The sequence below is a fragment of the Streptomyces sp. O3 genome, assembly GCF_054788135.1.
Map to the genome: position 1 here is coordinate 37,084 of NZ_JBTVYK010000038.1, position 19,937 is coordinate 57,020.

At 67.2% G+C, this 19,937-nt stretch carries 23 protein-coding genes and 2 pseudogenes; 14 read left to right on the top strand and 11 right to left on the bottom strand.

Translation table 11 applies throughout. From position 1 onward, the window contains the following. Positions 1–108: 108 nt before the first annotated feature. The 5 genes from ACX6XY_RS19925 to ACX6XY_RS19945 all read right to left on the bottom strand — a co-directional run bounded on the left by ACX6XY_RS19925 (position 109) and on the right by ACX6XY_RS19945 (position 4,491). The gene (locus tag ACX6XY_RS19925; protein WP_460332405.1) at positions 109–246 is read right to left on the bottom strand and encodes a hypothetical protein; all 138 of its coding nucleotides are present in this window, start codon (positions 244–246) and stop codon (positions 109–111) included. 188 nt (positions 247–434) lie between these two features. Further along, on the bottom strand, positions 435–1,676 hold the full coding sequence (locus ACX6XY_RS19930; RefSeq protein WP_460332407.1) for an ABC transporter permease: 1,242 nt from the start codon (positions 1,674–1,676) through the stop codon (positions 435–437). Then, the gene (locus ACX6XY_RS19935) at positions 1,673–2,437 is read right to left on the bottom strand and encodes an ABC transporter ATP-binding protein (protein ID WP_460332409.1); all 765 of its coding nucleotides are present in this window, start codon (positions 2,435–2,437) and stop codon (positions 1,673–1,675) included. Before ACX6XY_RS19935 ends, ACX6XY_RS19930 begins: the two co-directional genes overlap by 4 nt. Continuing rightward, positions 2,434–3,993: a peptidoglycan-binding protein gene (locus ACX6XY_RS19940; RefSeq protein WP_460332411.1), complete on the bottom strand. Its 1,560-nt coding sequence runs from the start codon at positions 3,991–3,993 to the stop codon at positions 2,434–2,436. Before ACX6XY_RS19940 ends, ACX6XY_RS19935 begins: the two co-directional genes overlap by 4 nt. Positions 3,994–4,026: 33 nt before the next feature. Then, on the bottom strand, positions 4,027–4,491 hold the full coding sequence (locus tag ACX6XY_RS19945) for a hypothetical protein (protein WP_460332413.1): 465 nt from the start codon (positions 4,489–4,491) through the stop codon (positions 4,027–4,029). A gap of 269 nt (positions 4,492–4,760) precedes the next feature. On the opposite strand from ACX6XY_RS19945, the gene ACX6XY_RS19950 reads away from it, so the two are divergent. Both ACX6XY_RS19950 and ACX6XY_RS19955 read left to right on the top strand, forming a co-directional pair. Beyond that, positions 4,761–5,021, top strand: coding sequence for a hypothetical protein (locus ACX6XY_RS19950; RefSeq protein ID WP_460332415.1), 261 nt, complete (start codon positions 4,761–4,763; stop codon positions 5,019–5,021). Next, on the top strand, positions 5,021–5,962 hold the full coding sequence (locus tag ACX6XY_RS19955; RefSeq protein WP_460332417.1) for a hypothetical protein: 942 nt from the start codon (positions 5,021–5,023) through the stop codon (positions 5,960–5,962). The genes ACX6XY_RS19950 and ACX6XY_RS19955 overlap by 1 nt, the downstream gene beginning before the upstream one ends. Positions 5,963–5,975: 13 nt before the next feature. Here the strand turns inward: ACX6XY_RS19955 and ACX6XY_RS19960 are convergent. Next, positions 5,976–6,407 (bottom strand): annotated as a pseudogene (locus ACX6XY_RS19960) (aminotransferase class I/II-fold pyridoxal phosphate-dependent enzyme); the annotation flags it as partial. Between the two features lie 23 nt (positions 6,408–6,430). On the opposite strand from ACX6XY_RS19960, the gene ACX6XY_RS19965 reads away from it, so the two are divergent. Both ACX6XY_RS19965 and ACX6XY_RS19970 read left to right on the top strand, forming a co-directional pair. Then, the gene (locus ACX6XY_RS19965; RefSeq protein WP_460332419.1) at positions 6,431–6,700 is read left to right on the top strand and encodes a hypothetical protein; all 270 of its coding nucleotides are present in this window, start codon (positions 6,431–6,433) and stop codon (positions 6,698–6,700) included. A 5-nt stretch (positions 6,701–6,705) separates the two neighbouring features. Then, entirely contained in the window at positions 6,706–6,954 is a 249-nt protein-coding gene (locus ACX6XY_RS19970; RefSeq protein WP_460332421.1) for a hypothetical protein, read from the top strand. 63 nt (positions 6,955–7,017) lie between these two features. Here ACX6XY_RS19970 and ACX6XY_RS19975 read toward each other — a convergent pair whose 3' ends face one another. Beyond that, positions 7,018–7,431, bottom strand: coding sequence for a MarR family winged helix-turn-helix transcriptional regulator (locus ACX6XY_RS19975; RefSeq protein WP_460332423.1), 414 nt, complete (start codon positions 7,429–7,431; stop codon positions 7,018–7,020). Positions 7,432–7,510: 79 nt separating this feature from the next. Here ACX6XY_RS19975 and ACX6XY_RS19980 point away from each other — a divergent pair, with 79 nt between their 5' ends. Both ACX6XY_RS19980 and ACX6XY_RS19985 read left to right on the top strand, forming a co-directional pair. After that, the gene (locus ACX6XY_RS19980) at positions 7,511–8,947 is read left to right on the top strand and encodes an MFS transporter (RefSeq protein ID WP_460332425.1); all 1,437 of its coding nucleotides are present in this window, start codon (positions 7,511–7,513) and stop codon (positions 8,945–8,947) included. 39 nt (positions 8,948–8,986) lie between these two features. Then, positions 8,987–10,315, top strand: a complete 1,329-nt coding sequence (locus ACX6XY_RS19985) for an amidase (protein ID WP_460332427.1) — start codon at positions 8,987–8,989, stop codon at positions 10,313–10,315. A gap of 370 nt (positions 10,316–10,685) precedes the next feature. Here the strand turns inward: ACX6XY_RS19985 and ACX6XY_RS19990 are convergent, their stop codons facing one another. Continuing rightward, positions 10,686–11,075, bottom strand: coding sequence for a winged helix-turn-helix transcriptional regulator (locus ACX6XY_RS19990; RefSeq protein WP_460332429.1), 390 nt, complete (start codon positions 11,073–11,075; stop codon positions 10,686–10,688). 128 nt (positions 11,076–11,203) lie between these two features. Between ACX6XY_RS19990 and ACX6XY_RS19995 the strand changes: the two genes are divergently transcribed. The 8 genes from ACX6XY_RS19995 (at position 11,204) to ACX6XY_RS20030 (ending at position 18,478) form a co-directional block, all read left to right on the top strand. Next, positions 11,204–11,524: a hypothetical protein gene (locus ACX6XY_RS19995; protein ID WP_460332431.1), complete on the top strand. Its 321-nt coding sequence runs from the start codon at positions 11,204–11,206 to the stop codon at positions 11,522–11,524. A 12-nt stretch (positions 11,525–11,536) separates the two neighbouring features. Then, positions 11,537–12,748 (top strand): acyl-CoA dehydrogenase family protein, encoded by a 1,212-nt coding sequence (locus ACX6XY_RS20000; protein WP_460332433.1) that lies wholly within the window; start codon positions 11,537–11,539, stop codon positions 12,746–12,748. Further along, positions 12,745–13,617, top strand: a complete 873-nt coding sequence (locus ACX6XY_RS20005) for a hypothetical protein (protein ID WP_460332435.1) — start codon at positions 12,745–12,747, stop codon at positions 13,615–13,617. The genes ACX6XY_RS20000 and ACX6XY_RS20005 overlap by 4 nt, the downstream gene beginning before the upstream one ends. Then, entirely contained in the window at positions 13,614–14,609 is a 996-nt protein-coding gene (locus tag ACX6XY_RS20010; RefSeq protein ID WP_460332437.1) for a ThiF family adenylyltransferase, read from the top strand. Before ACX6XY_RS20005 ends, ACX6XY_RS20010 begins: the two co-directional genes overlap by 4 nt. Next, positions 14,606–15,649: a TauD/TfdA family dioxygenase gene (locus tag ACX6XY_RS20015; RefSeq protein ID WP_460332439.1), complete on the top strand. Its 1,044-nt coding sequence runs from the start codon at positions 14,606–14,608 to the stop codon at positions 15,647–15,649. Before ACX6XY_RS20010 ends, ACX6XY_RS20015 begins: the two co-directional genes overlap by 4 nt. A 71-nt stretch (positions 15,650–15,720) precedes the next feature. Next, positions 15,721–15,972, top strand: coding sequence for an acyl carrier protein (locus ACX6XY_RS20020; RefSeq protein WP_460332441.1), 252 nt, complete (start codon positions 15,721–15,723; stop codon positions 15,970–15,972). Further along, complete coding sequence (locus ACX6XY_RS20025; RefSeq protein ID WP_460332443.1) at positions 15,969–17,186, top strand: beta-ketoacyl-[acyl-carrier-protein] synthase family protein; 1,218 nt, start codon at positions 15,969–15,971, stop codon at positions 17,184–17,186. Before ACX6XY_RS20020 ends, ACX6XY_RS20025 begins: the two co-directional genes overlap by 4 nt. 302 nt (positions 17,187–17,488) lie before the next feature. After that, on the top strand, positions 17,489–18,478 hold the full coding sequence (locus tag ACX6XY_RS20030) for a beta-ketoacyl-ACP synthase III (protein ID WP_460332445.1): 990 nt from the start codon (positions 17,489–17,491) through the stop codon (positions 18,476–18,478). A 141-nt stretch (positions 18,479–18,619) separates the two neighbouring features. Here the strand turns inward: ACX6XY_RS20030 and ACX6XY_RS20035 are convergent. From ACX6XY_RS20035 to ACX6XY_RS20045, 3 genes and pseudogenes are all read right to left on the bottom strand, one after another. Beyond that, positions 18,620–19,057 (bottom strand): annotated as a pseudogene (locus ACX6XY_RS20035) (aminotransferase class I/II-fold pyridoxal phosphate-dependent enzyme); the annotation flags it as partial. A 133-nt stretch (positions 19,058–19,190) separates the two neighbouring features. Further along, the gene (locus ACX6XY_RS20040; protein WP_460332447.1) at positions 19,191–19,427 is read right to left on the bottom strand and encodes a PIN domain-containing protein; all 237 of its coding nucleotides are present in this window, start codon (positions 19,425–19,427) and stop codon (positions 19,191–19,193) included. Next, positions 19,424–19,696: a hypothetical protein gene (locus tag ACX6XY_RS20045; protein WP_460332449.1), complete on the bottom strand. Its 273-nt coding sequence runs from the start codon at positions 19,694–19,696 to the stop codon at positions 19,424–19,426. Before ACX6XY_RS20045 ends, ACX6XY_RS20040 begins: the two co-directional genes overlap by 4 nt. Between the last annotated feature and the right edge of the window lie 241 nt (positions 19,697–19,937).

Consider the following 19,937-nt stretch of genomic DNA (forward strand, 5'->3'; position numbering starts at 1 on the left):
CCCTGCACGGTGGCGTCGCCGCGGGCCTCTAGGGCTTCTCGGCCTCTAGGGCTTCTCGGCCTCTAGGGCTTCTCGGCCTCTCGGGCTTTCTCGGGCCCTTCGGGCTTCTCAGGGGCGGTGGCGGTGGGTCTGGTTCCGTAGCTTGGACAGCCTGCTGATCGCTTCGCCCACCGCATCGGTCCGCTTGCAGAACGCGAAGCGGACTTGGGCGCGGCCCGCCGTGACCAGCTCGGGCGCGGCGGTCACCCAGCCGACCCCCTGCTCATGCGCTCATTTCCCTGGCCGGGGCGCCACTGGCGGGCGGCCGCCCGCATCAACGCCGACCCTGACCAGCTCAGCGAAGCACTCCGTCCACTAGGCGACGCCGACCTGACACCGAGTAGCCTCAAGCGCTGGTCACATCGCTGGACGGTGTCCTGATCTCCCCTCGTGGCTCAGCGGCGCAACGCTTCCGCTGGCTGGATCCGTGCCGCGCGCCAGGCGGGGTAGAGCCCCGCGACGAGGCCCGTGAGCAGTCCGATGGTCGGGGCCGCGGCCGCTGTCACTGGATGGATCACCGGCGTCCAGTCGCGGACTACGGCGACTGCCACCACGGTCAGGACGCCCAGGGACGCGCCCACGAGGCCGCCCAGTGTGCCGAGTGCGCCGGATTCCGCGAGGAACTGCACGGTGATGTGGCGTCCGCGCGCACCCAGGGCCCGCCGTAGGCCGATCTCTCCCGTGCGCTCCAGGACCGCGACCAGGGTGGTGTTGGCGATGCCCACGGCGCCGATCACGAGGCAGATGGCGGCCAGGAGGAGGAACAGGCGGTTCAGGTCGTCGCTGACCTGGCCCCGCAGCATTTTCGGGTCCGGCGGTGGAACGACCTTGAAGTACTCAGGGTGGTCGGGGCGCAGCGCCGTCGCGGCCTCGTGGGCGATCTGCTGGGCCGCGCCAAGCTTGGTCGTGACCAACATCTTCGCGCCGCCGGCCGTGGGTTGGCCCCAGATCCGTTCCGCCGTGGTGCGCGGTACGACGACCGACAGCAGCAGGTCGGACTTCCGGTCTGTGTCCGCGACGATGCCGGTGACGGTGAACGGCTGGCTGCCAATGAAGATCGCCGGGTGGGCTTCCAGGGTGGTGATGCCGAGCCGGTCGGCGACTCCCGCGCCGATGACGGCCACCGGCGCCGCCTGGTCCGAGGCGTAGACGTCGTAGATCCTTCCCTCGGCCAGCCGGGCGCCCGCGGCGGCGAGCACGCCGGGCGAGGCGGCCACGACGTCGACAGCGGCCTGAGTACCGTCGTTTCCGGCGATGGCGGAGGAGCGTACCGGCTCGTCCGGCGCCAGCCTCACCGGCCAGTACACCCCCGCGTACTCGACGCCGTTCAGCCGTTCGATCGTCGCGTCGGCGTCTGCGGGAAAGGCGAGCCCGGCGAACTCGTCCTGCTCGTGGGCGACGTCCTCGACGGTCACCTCGGTCGCGCTCAGGGCGTTGAACCGGGTGTCGATCTGTGACGAGGTGGTGGCTGTCAGCCCGAGGATCGCCACGAACGTGCCCACGCCGAGGACCGTACCGAGGGCGGTCAGAGCGGAGCGCCCAGGACGCTGGAGCATTCCGGCGAGGGACTCGGAGAGCACGTCCCGCCAAGCGAACACGGAAGGCCGGACACAGCCCGTACGCCGCCCGCGCCTCACCTGGTCACCTCTGCCGTCGCCGCAGCCGTCGTCGTTGTCGCCTTCGCGGTCGTCACTGTCTCCGACACGCTGAGCACTCCGTCCCGGATCGTCACCGTGCGTTTGGCGCGGGCCGCGACCAGCGGGTCATGGGTGATCACCAGGACTGTCATGCCACCCGTGTGCAGCTCCTCCAGCAGGGCCAGCACCGAGTCGGCGTTCGCCGTGTCGAGGTTTCCGGTCGGTTCGTCGCACAGCAGCAGGGAGGGCCGGGTCACCAGCGCCCGTGCGATGGCCACCCGCTGCCGCTCGCCGCCGGACAGCCGGGTGGGAAGGGCGTCGACGCGATGGCCGAGGCCCACCTGCTTCAGCGCCTGACGTGCGCGGGCAGCCCGCTCCCGGCGGGGGGCGCCGTTGTAGACCAGGGCGAGCGTGACGTTCTCCAACGCGCTGCGCTGGGGCAGCAGATGGAAGGACTGGAACACGAACCCGATGCGCCGTCCGCGCAGCGCGGTGCGGTCGGCGTCCCGGAGCGTACCGGTGTCGATGCCGTCCAGCAGATAGGTTCCGCCGGTGGGTGCGTCCAACAGGCCGGCGATGTTGAGGAACGTGGACTTCCCCGACCCCGACGGGCCGACGACCGCGACGAACTCGCCTTGTGCGATGGCCAGGTCACAGGGTTTCAGGGCGGCCACGGGAGGCGGTCCGGGGTAGGTCAGTCCCGTCCCGCGGAACTCGATGACCGGCTTGGGCGTCGTCTGATGGGCGACAGTTCCCGTCACGGGGAATTCCTCTCGCGGGACACGCCCGTGATCACCTGGTCGCCCTTGGTGAGCGCGTCGCCCGCCACCGGCGCGACGGCCACGAAGCCGTCCCCCGCCGTGCCCGGCCGTATCTCCACCCGGCGCCGGTCGCCGTCCGCCTGGACCACGGTCACGGTGGTCCGTCCGTCCGTTCCGGAACTGATCGCCGTGATCGGCACGACCAGCACCTTCCCGTCCGTCGACGCCGCGATGACGGTGACGCGTACGTCCTGGCCCGTCAGATCGGCCGCCAGCGGTGTGCCGGGGGTGATCTCCACGAGCCAGCCGGTCGCTTCCTGACCGGCCCCTCCGCCCTGCCCCTGCCCCTGCCCGGCCGGCGTGCCGGGCGAGGAACGCGTGTCGGAGACGAACGTGACCTTCCCCTTCGCGGACTTTCCGGTGACCTCGGAGTAGATCTCGGCCGCGCGTCCCGGCTGGATGAGGTTCTTCTGGTGCTCGGGGACGTACGCCCGTACGACGAGCTCGCCGGCGGACAGTGTCATCGCGGCGCCGGTCGCCTCGCCGCCGACCTTCGCGGCCACCGAGTGCACTCGGGCCGGGAAACTCTTCAAGAACACCACCTCGGCCGCGGGCAGCATCGGCCCTGCCGCCGCCTCGGCGGCGGTGAGCTTCTTCCGCGCGGTGCCCAGGTCGTCTCGCGCCCGGCGCACAGCCTTCCGCAGGCTTCCGCCGTCGTCGGCCGACTCGGTGGCGGCCGACTCGGTGGCGGTCGGATCGGTGGCGGTCGGATCGGTGGCCGACGACTCAGTGGCAGTCCGCTCGGCCGACGACGGGAGTGCGTCCTGGGCGTCCTCCAGGGCGCGTTCGGCGGCGGTCACCTGGCGCCGGGCGTCCGCGACCGGATCGCCCTCGCCGTTGTGCGCGGACACGGGTTCGTAACCCACGGACTCGTAGAACGCGTTGAGCGCGGCTTTCGTGCCGGAACCGAATCGGCCTGCCGCGTCGGGCGCCGTCTTGTGACCGAGGTCCCGCAACGCGCGCTGGAGCTGCCGCACGTCGTCGCCCGTGGTGCCCGGACGCAGGTCGCGGTAGACGGGCAGGCCGCCCTTCAGGGTGAGGAGGGGGCGCCCGGACACCTCCATCAGGACCTGCCCGGCCTTCACCGTGTCCCTGGGCCGCACGGGGATCTTCGTGATCACCGGTCGTGCCGCGCCCTCACCGGCGGGCGCTTGGGGAACGACCTCGACCGTCTGATCCGCCACCACTTCTCCGCGGGTGATGACCGACGACCGGAGCACCCGGTGTTCTACAGGTGCGGTGAGTACGTCCGGCGGGGGCGCCGAGGCCTCCGCGGCCACCTGCGCGGGCGACTTCACCAGCAGCGCCGCCCCCAGGCCCCCGAGGGTGGCGAGCACCGCGCCCAGGGCGACGAAGGCCACCCATCGGCGGCGGCCGGATATCCCGCTCGGCCCCGGCTCGGGACTCGCTGACTCCGGGACGCTCAGCTGGTTCCCGTTCCCGTTCCCGTTCCCGTCCCTATCCTTGCCGGCACCGGTGTCCTGCGTCTTCGTCATCGCTGTCCTTGGTCGCATCGCGGCGTACGTGGTTCAGCCGCCGACGATGTCGCCGCCCGGATCGGAAGGAGAGCACTTCTGGGCGGCGGCCATGAACTCGGGCGACTTGTACAACTCGTCCGCGTCGTCCCCCAAGTCGACCTCGGCTGTTTTCGGATCAGGATCCGGATAGTCGGGGAAGCCGTTCTCGCGTATACAGGCACTGAACTTCTTCATCTCGGCCACGAAGGCCTCGGGAGCCGGAGCGACCGAAGCGGCATCGCGATCGGCGCTCAGGTGCGTGCACTTCGCCTGTGCGGCGGCCTGCGAGGCAGCGTCGTTCTTGTCCTTGTCCACGCGGAGCACGTCGTCGCGCTCCTCCAGGATGATGCCGTTCTTCTCCATGCACTTGTAAAAGGCCTGGTCCTCGGCACTCGGGGGAGGGGACTTCCCCTCCTTCGCCTCGGAGGAACCGCCACCGGAACAGCCGGTGACGAGCACGGAAGCGAGCAGCGCCACCGCCGCGAATCCGGGCGCGGCAGGACGAACAGGCATGGAGACTCCGAAGTGCGTGAGGGGGGCGAGCCAGACGCGACGCGAAGCTCCGCCCCCTCCGGCCGATCCCGCCGCAGAGAGGTCGGGTGTGCGCCTGCCAGCTGGAGCGGCTGACGGTAGGGCCGCCGGGGCGGATACGTCAACTGTCCTCAGGGGCAGTTGACCTTGGGTTTTCCACATGATGAGGTACGCCACCTCAAGATCTTTACGGAATGCAAACGAAGGGGTGGGACATGAAGGGCAGCCGAACGGGGAGACGCGCCTCGGCGCTCGCGGTGACGGCGATCGCGCTGGGCGGCTTCGTCCTGGGCGCTGCGGGGTCGGCAGCGGCGGCAGCTGACGGCAAGCTTGAGTCCGGCGAGTTCGGTCTCTACTACAACTGGACCGATCACTACCAAGAGGGTACTCGGGGATCACTGCCGGCCGGCTACAGCGGTGACGCGTCCTCCACCTTCAAGAACAAGATCTCGTCGAGTTCCTTCGTCATCTTCTAGTGAACCGACGCCACGTATGCGCTGTCGCCGCTGTCCTGACCCTGGCGGGTTGCTCCGCCACGGACCAGGACGGCGCCGACGCGAGCGCCGAACCGCAGATCGACTCGACGCCGACCATGGTCAAGACCACCGGCGTGAGCTTCCCTCTGGAAGCCTACGAGGCCACGCCTGAGCAGCAGAACACGCTCACTCAGGCCCAGAACATCCTCACCAGCCGGTGCATGGCACGGCTCGGCTTCGACTACCGGGCGCCCGAGCAGCCTCCCGTGCCCACGAGTGGGGCGAACGCGCGTGTTTTCGGTCTGGTGGACCCTGACGTCGCCGCGCAGTACGGCTATCTGAACCCCGCAGTGGCGAAGGCTCCGGCGCAAGCGCCCCCGGCCAAGCCGCAGAGCCAGGCGGAGGAACTGGCCCTCGGCGGCGAGAAGGACCTGAAGCCGGCCGACCTGCCCCCTACCCAGGAGGAGGCGGAGAAGGGCGGGGGAAGCGAGCGGACGTTCAACGGCGAGCGAGTGCCGGTGGGCGGCTGTGTCCGCGAGTCCTTCCTCAAGCTCTACGCGCGCAAGGCGAACGAGGTCGACATCCTCTTCGTCTTCAACCTCAAGAGCGAGGCCGAGTCGAAGACGCGGGAAGACTCTCGGGTCCGCGCGGTCAACAAGCGCTGGTCGGCATGTATGGCGAAGGCGGGTTACACGGTCGCCGATCCCATGAAGGCGGCCAAGGAACTGGGCATAGCCGGGTCAGAACTCTCCAGCCCCAGGGCGATCACGGCGGCCAAGGCCGACGTACGGTGCAAACAGCAGGTCAACCTGGTCGGCACGCACTACGCGGTGACGACGGCCTATCAGCGGCAGCTGATAGAGAAGCACGCGGAAGTACTGGCGCTGGCCAAAGAGCAGCTGAAGACCAGACTGCAGCTGGCCGCCTCGCTGACACACTGAGCAGCGGCGTCGCTCACCGCCCCCGCAGGCGGGCCGCCGCCTCGCGCAGGACGTCCTCGCGCTTGCAGAAGGCGAAGCGGACCTGGGTGCGGCCCGCCTCGGGGTCGTCATAGAAGACGGCGTTGGGTACGGCGACTACGCCGCACCGCTCGGGGAGTGCGCGGCAGAAGGTCAGGCCGTCCTTTTCGCCGAGTGCGGTGATGTCGGTGGTGATGAAGTAGGTGCCCTGAGGGCGGAAGACCTCGAAGCCCGCTGCCGTGAGGCCGTCGGCGAGCATGTCGCGTTTGGCGCGCAGGGTGTCGCGGGCGTCTGTGAAGTAGCTCTCCGGCAGGCGCAGTGCCTCGGCGACCGCGTACTGGAACGGGCCCGCCGAGACGAACGTCAGGTACTGCTTGGCGGTGCGGACCGCCGTGACCAGCTCGGGCGCGGCCGTCACCCAGCCGACTCCTTGTTCGTACGCTCATTCGCGTGTCGCGCAACAAGCCCACCAGGGGCAACTCCAGCACCAGCGTCGCCGGTGAGCCGGCGGCGATCTACTGCCGCATATCCCAGGCCGACGATGACGACCAGACCGGTGGCGACCGCCAGGAGCGCATCTGCCGGGAGATCGCGGAACGCCGCGGGCTCGTCATCGACGCGCTGACGATGGCGGCCGGACGCGGTCGTCTCCAGCTCGGCTGCATCGCGCATTCGGACCGCGGCAGCGAATACACAGCAGCCGCTTCCGCCACCGCATAAGCGAGTTGGGCCTCCGGCAAAGCTGCGGGCGCACCGGATCTTGCTTCGACAATGCCGCTGCGGAGAGCTTCTGGGCCCTGCTCGAAGAAGAGATCGGCACCCGCGTCTGGCCCGACCGGGCCACCGCCCGAGCTGAGGTCTTCGGCTTCATCGAGACGTTCTGCAACCGCTGCCGACTGCGCAAGCACAGCGTCTTCGGCTACCTCACCCCAGCCGAGGCCCGACAGCGGCACCAACACGACCTCGCAGCATGAAGATCGAGTGTCCAAGATCACGGGGAAGCTTCAGGTAGGACCTGACCCCGGTAACGGGGCTTGTCAGCCGTGTTCAAGGCGGTGCGAGGCCAGGATCGTGCGTGCCTCGGTGTCCTCGTCGGTCAGCTCGCGCAGGATCTGCTCCACTGTGGCGCCGGCCTCGCGGAACAGGTCGCGTCCGGAGGCTGTGAGCTGGACCTGGGAGCCGCGGCCATCGCCGGGGGAGGGTTTACGTTCCACGTACCCGGCGTTGACCATCTGCGTCAGAAGTCGTGAGACCTGCGGCTGGCTGCGCGACGAGCGGGAGCTCAGCTCACCCGAGCGGATCCATCCGTGTTCGTGCCACATCACGTCCATGACCTCGTAGGCGCTGACGCAGAGCCCGTACTTGTCGGAGAGGACGCGTTCGAGCGCTTGGTTTATGCGCGCGCTGATGCGCAACCACGACAGCCACTGACCGCTTAGGGAGTTCTCCACGCCCTTGAGTCTAGGAGCGCACCCCCCGGTTGTCTATTCATTCGCATGAATGTAGTTTCCTCTGTCGAAGGAGGAACTGATGACTGAAACGGTCTCGGAGAACGAGACGGAACAGACTCGGGCGCCCGCCCCCTGGACGCCGATGGCCGTTGTAGGCGTGGCCCAGCTCATGGTCATGCTGGACTCGACGGTCGTGAATGTGGCGCTGCCCACCATCGGGGCACGGCTGCCCGCCAGCCCCTCGGCGCTGCAGTGGACGATCAGCGCCTATGTGCTGATGTACGGCAGCCTGCTGCTGTTTGGTGGACGCGTCGCCGACGTCATGGGCAGGAGGCGCTCGTTCCTCTCTGGGCTGACGATCTTCACCATCGCGTCAGTGCTGTGTGGCCTGGCCGGCAACCAGGAACTTCTGGTGACAGGACGCGTGTTGCAGGGACTGGGTGCAGCGCTGCTGTCGGCAGCCGCGCTGTCGATCGTGTTGGCGGTGTACCAGCTCCCGCAGCAGCGCAAGATTGCACTGACTGCCTGGAGCGGTCTGGGTGTCCTGGGCGCGACGATCGGTGTCGTACTGGGCGGTCTCATGGTGACGGCCATCGACTGGCGCTGGGCATTCCTGATCAACATTCCGATCGGAGCGGCCGCGTTCATCGGTGCCCTGCGCAGCCTGCCGGCCCTGTCCGCGACGCACGCACGCCCTCTGCGCGTGCCCACCGCAGCCCTGGCCACCGCAGGTCTGGCCAGTCTGTCGTACGGGCTGGTCCGTCTCCAGGACGGCGTGTCCACGGGTGCTGCATGGATCAGCATCGTTGCGGCCGTCGTCCTGCTCGCTGTGCTGACCAAGCTGGAACTGTCCGAGGACGACCCCCTGCTGCCCCTGCGCTTGCTGCGCATGCCCACGTACTGGCTGTCCAGCATCGGACTCCTGCTCGCAGCCGCTGTGATGATCAGCAGCTCGTACCTGGCCAGCATCTACTTCCAGCAAGTCCATGACCTGAGCGCCCTTACGGCCGGCCTTGCCCTGCTCCCGATGGGGCTGGCCTCGCTGCTTGTTGCCCTGGTCGTGCCCAAGCTGGTGGGTGCACTCGGCCTGGCCGGTCTCTACATCGCGGGCACCATCGCTCAACTGCTCGGGGCCGGCCTGCTCGCCACAGCGCCGTCCAGCATCACCGCGACCGTCCTTGCCCTGGCCGTCATCGGCGCTGGTCTGCCCAGCTGCTTCGTGCCGCTCTACGGGATCGGCTCGTCCCACGTCCGCCTGCAGGAGTCGGGCGTTGGGTCGGGGCTCCTGAACACCTTCAACCAGACGGGCGCGGCACTGGGGATCGCCGCTGTCGGCACGATCCTGGCCACCACGACCCACAACCAGCTCAGCGCGGGAGCATCTGCCGCGGACGCGACCTCCACCGGCATCGGGCACGGCTTCCTGGCCCTCACGATCTGTGCAGCACTTGCCTTCCTCGTCGCGCTGCGACTGCGCCACCTGACCCGGACCCCCCAGCCTGCCACAAGCTCTTGAGAGGCAGCCCTCGTGACCTCTGCTACCGACACCGCCCCCATGCTCGACCCTGTCGAAGAAGCCATCGCGCGCTCACAGCACGCAACCAACCAGGCAGACGAGAAGTTTGGCATCTTCACCACCCCCCTGCACGAGCAAGCTCTTCGTGCTCACCGCGAGGAGCCCAAGACCGGCCCTCTCACCGGAGTGACCCTGGGCGTGAAGGACATCATCTTTGAATCCTCCGCTCCCACCACCGCGCAGAGTGACGTGGCGCTTTCCCCGTGGCCGCACCAGCAGCCCGAAGCCACGGTGGTTTCCCGCCTCAAGCAGGCGGGAGCCGTGGTGGTCGGCAAGACAGCCACGATGGAGTACGCGCTCGGAGTCCAAGACGGCTCCGGCCCAGGACCCATCAGCCGCAACCCGTGGTCCCTGGACAGGTGGGCCGGCGGATCGAGTTCAGGCTCCGGCAGCGGCGTCATAGCCGGCTGCTTCGACGCCGCGATCGCCACGGACACCACCGGAAGCCTGCGCATCCCCGCCGCCTACACCGGAACGACCGGGCTCAAGGCCACCCGCGGACGCGTACCGACCACCGGAACTTACCCGCTGGCCTCCTCCCTGGACTCCGTCGGGCCGATCGCCGGATCCATCGACCTGTGCGTCCGCCTGCTCCAAGTCATGGCGGGCCCGGATGCAACGGATCCCTACGCGGCACAGGCACCAGTCGATGACTACGTCGCGGCGCTGGATGCAGACGTGGCTGGGCTCCGTATCGGCACCGACGCTCTGGTCGACTACGCCGACGCCGGCATCGACCCCGCCCAGCCGGCCGTCTTTGCTCAGGCGCTGAAGGACCTCAGCACCTTGGGAATGCAGCAGTCTGCCGTGCAAGTTCCCGGCTACCCGCTGCTCAACGTGGTGGGCAACGTGCTTATGCTCACGGAGGCCCATGAGATCCACCACGACACCCTGGTGCAGCAATGGGAGCACTACGGTCGCGGTGCACGCTGGGTGTTCTCTGCCGGCGAGTCCATCTCCGCGCGGGACTATCTGCGAGCCCAGCGCGTTCGCGACGCCCTCTCCCGCCAGGTCGAAGCTGTCTTCGACCATGTCGACCTCCTGGTGACCCCCACGTGCCATCTCGGCGCCCCGGCGCTCGACAAGATGCATCCGCTGGATCCCTCAACCTACTTGGGATCCATGCACACCACAGCCTGGAGCGTCACCGGCCACCCTGTAGCAGTGGTGCCGATCGGGTTCACTCAGGACGGCCTCCCCCTGTCCATGTCGATCGTGGGCCCTTACTGGGGCGAAGAGCGCGTCATCAGCCTGGCAAGCGCCTACCAACGCCTTACCGAGCACCACGTGCAGCGCCCCGGCCGCTAGAGGTTCCACCACGGAGAAGAAGAAATGACGCTCAGTCAGATGAAGACCCTCACCGCCGAAGACCGCCAGGCGCTGGCGGCGGCGGGACAGGTTGCACAGCAACTCACCTCAGTGCTGCGCGATGTTCCGTGCGATGTCGCCCTCCCCATAAGAGGTGGACTGCCTCCGCGGTACACATCCAGCCGACAGCACCCGAACTGAATCCTCGACATTCATCAGAATGGAAGCGTCGGGGCCTGGCAGAAGATTCCGCCAAGCCCCGACGCGCGCATCAAAAGTTAAATCTCCCTCAAAAACGGGTAAGGGGGTCGCAATAAAAGTAAACAATCTCTAAATCCACTCCCGATGTGTCTTCCGTGGCACAAGCCGGTCAGTGCGCCACAGTAAGTATCGAGCGGCGGGCCGGGTCGGTTTCCAAACGTCGCTCGTCGTAGGCGCGCCGCGCATCCTCGATCAGCGCCGCATGCTCCGCCGACCAGTCGACGATGGTTCCCACAGCCTCCAACAGGCTCTTGCCCAGCGGGGTTAGGGAATAGGTCACGCTCGGGGGTCGACCGCTGACGATCATGCGGGTGATGAGGCCGTCGCGCTCGAGTCGCACCAGTGTCTCGGAGAGGACCTTCGCCGAAACGCCTGGCAGTGAAGCCTTCAAGTCTGTGAACTTGACCACGCCGAGCGCGATATGTCGACACGCTGCCATCGTCCACCTCTCGCCGACGCGGCTCAATATCAGGCGGGCAGGGCAGGTCTGACTATCCATCAACTTCCCCCGGTAGTCGGTTACCTCGAGGTAATCAGCTGATTCTAACGTAACTTCGTCACGATGAAGTTCACAAGTCTCGTCAGATAAAACCGATCTCGCTCACAACATCTATCGAAGGGATCGGCATGGCGACTTCGTCGACACAGGTGAAAACTGCTCTATCTGCAGCAGCCCGCGTCGCACCCGCCTGGAGCGACGCCGGCGCGACCGTCCGCTTCGTCCTCTCCGAACCGAGTGTCGAGTTCGTACTCGACCCCCAGGGCGAGGAAACGGACCAACAGCCCACCCATGTACTTCGCATGGCCTGGCCAGAACTGCTGGACATCGCTCAGGGACGCCGCAGCTTCCTGCGTTCCCTCACCGGCCGACGCTTCTCCTGCCACGGCCCCGTCATGCAGACCCTCGCCTTCGGGCAGGCCCTGGCCACCTTCGAGCTCGAGCACTGACGAGGAAGATTCATGACCTACAAGCACTCACCTGCCGACCACCCGTTGCTCGCGAGCCACGAAGCTGAAGCGCTGCGCAAGGTTGTCGCCTTCGCCAGGGATGAGATCGCGCCCGGCGCCGCCCAGCGCGACGGCATCGAGAAGGGCACTGTGGACTGGGCAACTGTCATGAAGGGCGCGGCCCTCGGCCTCACCCGTATGCCCTTGCCGCGGGAGATGGGGGGCCTCGGTCTCAGCCAGCTCGGACTTGCCCTCGTCCTGGAAGAGCTTGCCGCTGCAGACCCCGGCATGGCACTGATATTCGGTGCCACCGGACTCTTCCAGACCCCTCTGTTGGTCTGCGGAAACCCCGACCTGCAGGCCCGCTACCTCACCCCCTTCCTGGGAGAGGAAGTCGTCCTCGGATGCAACGCCGTAGCCGAGGAGCGCAACGGCACCGACCTGGTACTTCCTCAGCAGGCCCCGTGTGCGCAGAACATGACGAGTGCACGCCGATCGGGCAGCGAGTACCTGCTCAACGGCACCAAGCGGTACATCACCAACGCCCCCGTCGCCACCTACGCCACCGTCATGGCCAATCTCGAAGGATCGGTCGGCTCTACCGGCATGACCTGCTTCGTCACCGAGCTCGAGCAGGACGGTGTGACCCGCGGGGAGATCCACGACAAGGTCGGATACCGCACCGCACCCGCAGGTGAGCTGATCTTCAACGACGCCCGCGTCCCTGTGGAGAACGTGATCGGCGACGAACACGGCGGCTGGGATCTCAACGTCGCTATCGGCAACCTGACACGCGTTACCTGCGCTGCGGTCGCCACCGGTATCGCCCGGCACGCCCTTGACCGGGCGGTCGCCTGGTGTGGGGAGCGCAAGCAGGGTGGCCGACTGCTCTACGAGCACCAGATGAGTGCACGCAAGCTCGCCGACATGACCGCGCGCGTTTCTGCCTCCCGGGCGCTGTACCTGGACGCAGCCGCCAAGGCCGACACGATCCTTCCCACCCCGGCCTATGAACCGGCGGTCGCCAAGATGGTCGCGGACCGTGCCGCCATCGACAATGCCGATGCCGCCATGGCACTGATCGGCGCCCAGGCGTTCCAGCGAGGCGATGGCATGGACAGGGTGCTGCGCGACGCCTACGGCCCCCGGATCTACGAGGGCACCCCCGAAGCCCTGGCCCTGGTCATTACCGACGAGCTGTTCGACGTCCCGGGTATCCGATGACGGTTCCAGCGACCGATCAGGACAGCTCTTTTGCCGATCAGCGTGATCCAGAGATCCGGCTGCCCAACTTGGAAGCCAAGGTCTCTGGAGACCCGATCTTCCACGCTGTCAGCCCACAAGGGCTGCTTACCCTCACATTGCGGGGAGCACAGCTGCCGGAGGAACTGCTGCAGGCCGTCTACCGGTTCCGCCTTCTGCAGTACCTCCACCGGGGATGGGCCGACGCCGCAGCGGTGGCAGCCAGGGGGCTGAACCACGAACCCTACGACCAGCAGGCCCTTCATGACTTCCACACCCTTGTCGTGGAGCGGGAGTCTGGTCGGCTTCGCGGCTACGGAACCCTGGCCGTGACACGAGACGCTGACGGAACCCTCCTCAGCGCCGTCGACCACCGTCCGTTCGTGGTGGAACGGGACTACGGCCTTCGCCTGGCCGACTACCTGGGGCCAAAGACACCGGCTGCAGCGGTAGGCGAAGGTAAGCGGCTGGTGCGGGACTGGGCCATGTCCCGGTCACAAGCGGCAGCGTCGGTGCCGTGGTGGGTCTACCTGGGCTGGGCCCACGCATGCCTTCAGATACTCGAGCATCCTGGCGGAGCGATCGTCGGCGACGGAAAGAAGAACGGCGCGGTCCACCAGCTGCAGCTGCTGGGGTTCCACACACGAACCCTCGACGTTCCTGCCCTGGCGCCCGACCCGGACGATCTGTTTGCGCCCATGTGGAACCAACGCGAGCGTTCGTATCCGTTCATCCTCACGGACAGCGGCGAGCTGCACCCCACTCTTGAGTATCTGTCGAACGTGCTGGCCTCGGATGACGCTGGCTCGATCCGAGCATCGCTTACGTCGCTCAGGGAGACCACGACATGACTGTCATGGATATCGGTACCCCCGAGCAGGCCCGGGAACTGGACCCTGATGCGTTCTACAGGAACCTGACTCAGCGCAACTGCGGCCTGATCTCCGCGCACCTCCAGGACAAGATCCGAAACGCCCGTCTACTTGTAGCCGGCTGCGGATCCATCGGCGGAGCCACCATCCGGCCGCTGGGACGCATGGGCTACCAGCACTTCGTACTGGCCGACGTCGGTACGTACGAACTCAACAACCTGAACCGGCAGAACGCCACCGTCGACGACCTGGGCCGCAACAAGGCGGAAGTCGCAGCCGGCGCACTGCGCTCCATCAACCCGCACATCGAAGTCGAGGTCGAGGCCGAGGGTGTGACCACGGCGAACGCGAAGACGCTCGTGGCGCAGGCCGATGTCATCGTCGACGGCGTCGACGTCACCACAGCATCCGGTCTGGCAGCGAAGGTCGCACTGCACGGGGAGGCGTGCCGCCAGAGGAAGCCCTTGGTAACCGCCTGGGACATGGCCGGCATGCTCGCCGCGCAGGTCTTCGACTACCGGGTGATCCGCCACATCTTCAACAGGCAACTCGTGCCAGGCGACGAGAAGCACCTGAGCACGTGGGAGGTCATTTTCCGGATCGCACCGCGGTCGTACATCTCAGCGGAGATGTACCGCGAGCTGCGGCGCGGTCTGAGCACACCCGACTACAGCGTCCCTCAGCTGGCCGAAGCCGCCACGCAGTTCGGCGCCCTGGCCGTCCATATGGTGAACGTTCTTGTGGACGGCGGCAAGCTCCCCAGCACGGTAGCCGTGGACGTCCACCACGTTGCGATGCCGCGCGTCCGCCGGCTGATCGACGACTTGAGCCGTCAGGTGGAGCGGGCCCGGTTCCTGACCTACCTGCCTGCCGAGCAAGCCTGGAACGGCTTCGCTCCCGCGCCGATCTACCGCACCTACCGCAGGCTCACCCGCGGCAGCTTGCAGAGACTGAAAGGCAAAGAGGCATGACGGAGGATTTCCGCTACGCAGACATACGTTCGGCGGGCATCCTGCTCAACCCCGAGGAGTCCGAGCACCTTGAGCAGGCAGCCTTGCACCTCGCTGCCGAGTACACCAGACGCTCGCTGCACGACACCGATCTGCTGCGCGCCGTGGAGTTGGCCGCGGCGGCTCTTCCCACCCCTGTCCGCAAGGAGCTGATTTCCTTCCGCGACAGCGGCAACTCCAGCGGATCCCTTTTGCTGCGTGGGCTTCCCGTGGGATCCCTGCCGGCCACACCCGATCGGGTGGAGGACGAGCCGGTCTGGTCAGACGTCCCCGTGGCTACGCTCACACAACTTATGGTGATGTCGGTGCTGGGCCGTTCCTTCTCCTACAGCGATGAGAAGAGCGGCCACCTGGTTCAGGACGTGTGCCCGAAGAAGGGCGCCGAGAACCGGCAGGAGAACAGCGGATCCGTCCTGCTGGAGCTGCACACTGAAGACGGCTTCCACCCCAACCCGCCGCATTTCCTGAGCCTGACGTGCCTCCGCGGAGACCACGAAGGCGTCGCGGCCACCGTCACCTGCGGAATCCGAGACGCTCTGCCGCTCCTGGATGCAGAAACGATCGCGACCCTGCGGGAGCCGGAATTCCGGACCCGCTTCAGCACCTCGTTCGTCCACGACGGCTCGATCGAGGTCCTGACCGACCCCGGCCCGGTGCTCACCGGCTCTGAGGAATCGCCGGAGCTGCGCGTGGACTTCCACGGCACGGTGGCAACGACGCCTCGTGCGCAGGGGGCGCTGGACCGGCTTGAGCAGGCCATGATGCAGTCGCTCAAGGGGCTGGTTCTGCAGGCCGGCGACCTCATCATCGTGGACAACAGGCAGGCCGTGCACGGCCGCACCGGATTCACCCCGCAGTACGACGGTGCCGACCGGTGGCTGCGACGCTCCTTCGCTGTCACGGACCTGCGCCCCCTCAACGGTGAATTCCTTGAAGGGCGCATACACCAGCCCGTCGTCGCAACGGGTGTTACGGACGACGCTCAGCCGATCGCGGCGTGAGCCCCGCCGATCGCGCAGCACGTGGCTGGCATCAGCAGCCCCATAACCCCTCACAGGAAGGACCCTTTGGCATGAGCGAAAGCCTGCACGCAACCCTGAGCAGCATCCTTGTCGACGACCTCGAGGCCGACCCGGACCAGGTGGCCAACGACGCCACCCTGGCCGCTCTCGATCTGGACTCCCTGGCCGTAGCGGAACTCATCGTGCGAGTCAAGGAAGAGACGGGCGTGGACCTCAGCGATGAAGAGGCCAGCATGGGAAGCTTGACCGTCTCTGGTCTGACCGACCTCGTCGCCGTCCAGGGTGAAAAGCACCCGGCATGACCGCGCTCGACGAAGTCGTCGTCACTGGCACCGGCATGGTCACCCCAGCCGGTGCTGGCGTCGACGAAACCTGGAAGGCCATCCGAGAAGGCCGGTCCCTCACTGCGTCCAAGACCAGGTCTGCTGACATACCGGAGCGCCACTACCTGTCGGTGCCGGCCTTCGGCTACGACGTTTTGCCGGGCAAGGGAACCGCGAACCTCGACCCCTTCGTGCGCTATGCACTGGTCGCCGTCGACCATGCGATAGCCGAGTCGGGGCATGACACCCAAGCCTGGGACGGTCGCCGTGTCGGCGTCGTCGTCGGATGCGGACTGGGCGGCGCCACGACGATGAGCACGGCGCAGACCCGCTTGTCGGAGCGCGGCCCCGATGCGGTATCGCCCTATCTCCATCCGCGATCGCTCATCAACATGGCTGCGGGAACCATCGCGATCCGACACCACATCCTGGGCCCCAGCCACACCGTGGTCGCGGCCTGCGCGTCGGGAGCTGTGGCAATCGGCGTCGCCCGCGACCTGCTACGTGCAGGTACGTGCGACGTGGCCATCGCCTGTGGAACCGACGCGGGTGTCGTGCCCGTGGTTGCCGCGGGATTCGCCTCCATGGGGGCCCTGACGGACAGCCACGCCGTAGATGCCTCACGCCCTTTCGCGGCAGACCGATCGGGCTTCGTGCTCTCCGAGGGAGCCGCAGCCGTCGTGATGGAGCGGAAGGAAGAAGCTGACGAGCGCGGAGCGGCCAGTCTGGGCTCCATCCTCGGCTACGCATGCACCACCGACGCCCACCACGCGGTGCAACCGCACCCGGACGGTGCCGGCGCCGAGGCGGCCGTGCTCGAGGCACTCAAGGACGCGCGCCTCGTGCCTGCCAATGTGGATCACATCAACGCTCACGGAACGTCCACTCCGTACAACGACCGCATCGAGGGACAGTTGATTCGGAGAATGTTTCCCCACCAACCGTCCGTCACCTCGAACAAGGGCGTACTGGGACATTCGCTGGGAGCAGCTGGGGCGATCGAAGCTGTTCTCACACTCCGCACCCTCGCCACCGGAGTGGTCCCGCCGACCGCGCACACCCCGGCAGTGGATCCGCAGCTGAACGGACTCAACCTGATCGTCGACAAGGAAGAGACCTTGAACCCTGAGGTTGCCGTAAGCAACTCCCTGGGCTTTGGCGGCGCCAACTGCGTACTCGTGCTGGGCGTGTGACCACGCTCCCCACCTCTGTAGTGATCCCGTGTGCCGACTTTGCGTCCCCCACAATGCTGGCACACGGCCACTGCGACCACTTGCGACGTTTGGCAATCGATCCATGGGCACCAACGCAACCGCGCCCCTCCCCAGCCCACTGATCACCACCGACTTCGTCTTCATGACCATTCCCGAGATCCTCACGCAGATCTACGCGCGAGAGGGGGCCGATCAAGCCCTGCCGCGGCCCGGTAACCCCGGCTGGCCAGACGCACGGGGACGCGTCTCGTACCTGTCAGTGCCGACCTCCAAGGACTCTGATGAACTACCCCGACCTCTCCGGTAACCGTGCTGTCATGGTCGGCCTGGGCACCTGCCTTCCATCACGCGTCGTCACGAATGAAGATCTCGCAGAGCACCTCGACACATCGCACGAATGGATCCTCGAACGCACTGGCATCGAGCGGCGCAGAATCGCCACAGCTGACACTTCAACAGCAGAGCTGGCTGCCGCGGCGGGACGTGCCGCCCTGGAATCCGCAGGCCGCGCCGACTGTGATCTTGTGATCGTAGCCACTACCACACCCGACAGAACGTGCCCTGCCACGGCGCCTCAAGTCGCGACGACCATGGGCCTCACCAATGCCGCGGCATTCGATCTTGCCGCAGTGTGCTCCGGCTTCGCGTACGCGCTGTCGGTGGCCTCGTCCATGATTACCGCAGGCACATGCCGAAGCGCGCTGGTGATCGGTGCGGAGCGCTACTCCACGATCGTCGACCCAAGTGATCGCAGCACCGCCATCATCTTCGGTGACGGAGCAGGGGCTGCACTGCTGGAGGCCGGCGACCACTCTGCCCCCGGCGCCATACTCCAGCACGACCTCGGCAGCGACGGTGGCGGCCAAGACCTCATCACCATCCCACCAGGAGAGCAGTTCCTGCAGATGCGGGGGCGTGACGTCTACGTCCGTGCTGTCACAGCGATGACCGACTCAGCTCTTCGGGTTGCCAAGGCGGCGGAATGGGAGCCCGAAACCATCGACGCCTTCGTCGGGCACCAGGCCAACATCCGCATCCTTCAGTCCGTCGCCCAGCGCCTCCGCCTCCCCGAGGAGCGAGTGATCACCAACATTCACGATCTCGGGAACACCGCTGCAGCCTCCATCCCGCTCGCGCTGGCCTGGGCTGCGGACCAGCAGCGCATCGCGGAAGGCGGTCGCGTGGTCCTCACAGCATTTGGAGGCGGCCTCACGTGGGGTTCCACCGCGATGCTTTGGCCGGACATTCAGCCTGTGCACGCTCCGCTGTAATCGCCATGCAGGGGAGGGGCAAGGCAGCCGCAGCCAGAGATCGTGCCCCGCGTCCCTCGCAGGGGCGGCACACAGCTCGCTGCGACGACTGCGCCTTTCAACGCCGCCTCTGACACCCTCAGAGCCAAAGGGGGCGTGCATTCAGGACGCCAAGCGTCGCAGGCGGCTGACCGCTTCCTCGAGGACATCCCGGCGCTTGCAGAAGGCGAAGCGGACGTGAGTGCGGCCCGCGTCCGGGTCGTCGTAGAAGACCGTGTTGGGTACGGCGACCACGCCGCACCGTTCCGGGAGCGCGCGGCAGAAGGTCAGGCCGTCCTTCTCGCCCAGCGGGGTGATGTCGGTGGTGATGAAGTAGGTGCCCTGGGGCTGGTAGACCTCGAACCCGGCCGAGCGCAGGCCGTCGGCGAGGAGGTCGCGCTTGCGTCGCAGGTCGGCGCGGAGGCCGTCGAAGTACGTGTCCGGCAGGCGCAGTGCCTCGGCGACCGCGTACTGGAACGGGCCCGCCGAGACGAACGTCAGGTACTGCTTGGCGGTGCGGACCGCTGTGACCAGCTCGGGCGCGGCGGTCACCCAGCCGACTCCATGTTCATGCACCCATTCGGGCCCGATGCCCTGGGTACTGCGCCCAGCAGCACTTTTGAACAGTCTGGCCGCTCGGCGGGGAGGGGCAGGGCCGGTGGCGCCGTGCACTGGAGGTGGCGTCCGGTTCGGCTCAGCCCGCGTACTCCCAGGGGTTGAGCAGACGGGCGCCGGTGCGTTCCATGTGTTGGGTGTTGCGGGTGACCAGTGTCCAGTCGTTGGCGAGGGCGCATGCGGCGATCAAGGCATCGGGCGGGTCGATCGAGCGGCCTGACTTCTTGAGGGTCGTGTGGATCTCGAGGTAGGCGAGTGACTCGTTCTCGCCGACATGCGCGATCCGCCCGACATTGGTATCGAGTAGGTGAATCACTCGTCGTCCGCCACGTCATCGTAGGAGCGGGCGCCGAACTCCAGACCGGCGAGGGGCGTGGTCAGCAGGTAGTCCACGAAGCCGTCGGTCCCCAGGGTGGCCCAGCGATGCAGGACATCGGGCAATTCATCGATATCGGTGTCAGCCAGTTCGGCGTCGAAGTGCGGCTTCTGGTCCTCCGGCAGAGCGGACCGGATCTCGCGGATCGTGCGCAGCGGATGTGGATCACGGGGTGCGTCGGCGTCGGGGAGGCGCGGTGCGGTGCTCATGCGGGCTCCTTCCTTCCCGCCCGGGCGAGGCGGATGTTCCCAGGGTAAAGCGACCTTGTATGCCTGGGGTCGCTCCCCGGGCGGATCCGGTTCGACGTCGCCGCCCGGGGTGCCTGCACTCCGTCCGCTCGATGACGTCGACCCCGGGCCGGTCCAGCCCACTCGGTGTTCACGCACCCATTCCCTCGGCTGACCCCACTAGAAATCAGAGCACAGTCAGAGTGTGGTCTGAGTATGGGCA

Bases quoted from the DNA above. Each gene is read 5' to 3' on its own strand.
- ACX6XY_RS19940 (WP_460332411.1), bottom strand. From the start codon at position 3,993: ATGACGAAGACGCAGGACACCGGTGCCGGCAAGGATAGGGACGGGAAC.
- ACX6XY_RS19950 (WP_460332415.1), top strand. From the start codon at position 4,761: ATGAAGGGCAGCCGAACGGGGAGACGCGCCTCGGCGCTCGCGGTGACG.
- ACX6XY_RS19980 (WP_460332425.1), top strand. From the start codon at position 7,511: ATGACTGAAACGGTCTCGGAGAACGAGACGGAACAGACTCGGGCGCCC.
- ACX6XY_RS19985 (WP_460332427.1), top strand. From the start codon at position 8,987: ATGCTCGACCCTGTCGAAGAAGCCATCGCGCGCTCACAGCACGCAACC.
- ACX6XY_RS19990 (WP_460332429.1), bottom strand. From the start codon at position 11,075: ATGGATAGTCAGACCTGCCCTGCCCGCCTGATATTGAGCCGCGTCGGC.
- ACX6XY_RS19995 (WP_460332431.1), top strand. From the start codon at position 11,204: ATGGCGACTTCGTCGACACAGGTGAAAACTGCTCTATCTGCAGCAGCC.
- ACX6XY_RS20000 (WP_460332433.1), top strand. From the start codon at position 11,537: ATGACCTACAAGCACTCACCTGCCGACCACCCGTTGCTCGCGAGCCAC.
- ACX6XY_RS20005 (WP_460332435.1), top strand. From the start codon at position 12,745: ATGACGGTTCCAGCGACCGATCAGGACAGCTCTTTTGCCGATCAGCGT.
- ACX6XY_RS20010 (WP_460332437.1), top strand. From the start codon at position 13,614: ATGACTGTCATGGATATCGGTACCCCCGAGCAGGCCCGGGAACTGGAC.
- ACX6XY_RS20015 (WP_460332439.1), top strand. From the start codon at position 14,606: ATGACGGAGGATTTCCGCTACGCAGACATACGTTCGGCGGGCATCCTG.
- ACX6XY_RS20020 (WP_460332441.1), top strand. From the start codon at position 15,721: ATGAGCGAAAGCCTGCACGCAACCCTGAGCAGCATCCTTGTCGACGAC.
- ACX6XY_RS20025 (WP_460332443.1), top strand. From the start codon at position 15,969: ATGACCGCGCTCGACGAAGTCGTCGTCACTGGCACCGGCATGGTCACC.
- ACX6XY_RS20030 (WP_460332445.1), top strand. From the start codon at position 17,489: ATGAACTACCCCGACCTCTCCGGTAACCGTGCTGTCATGGTCGGCCTG.
- ACX6XY_RS20045 (WP_460332449.1), bottom strand. From the start codon at position 19,696: ATGAGCACCGCACCGCGCCTCCCCGACGCCGACGCACCCCGTGATCCA.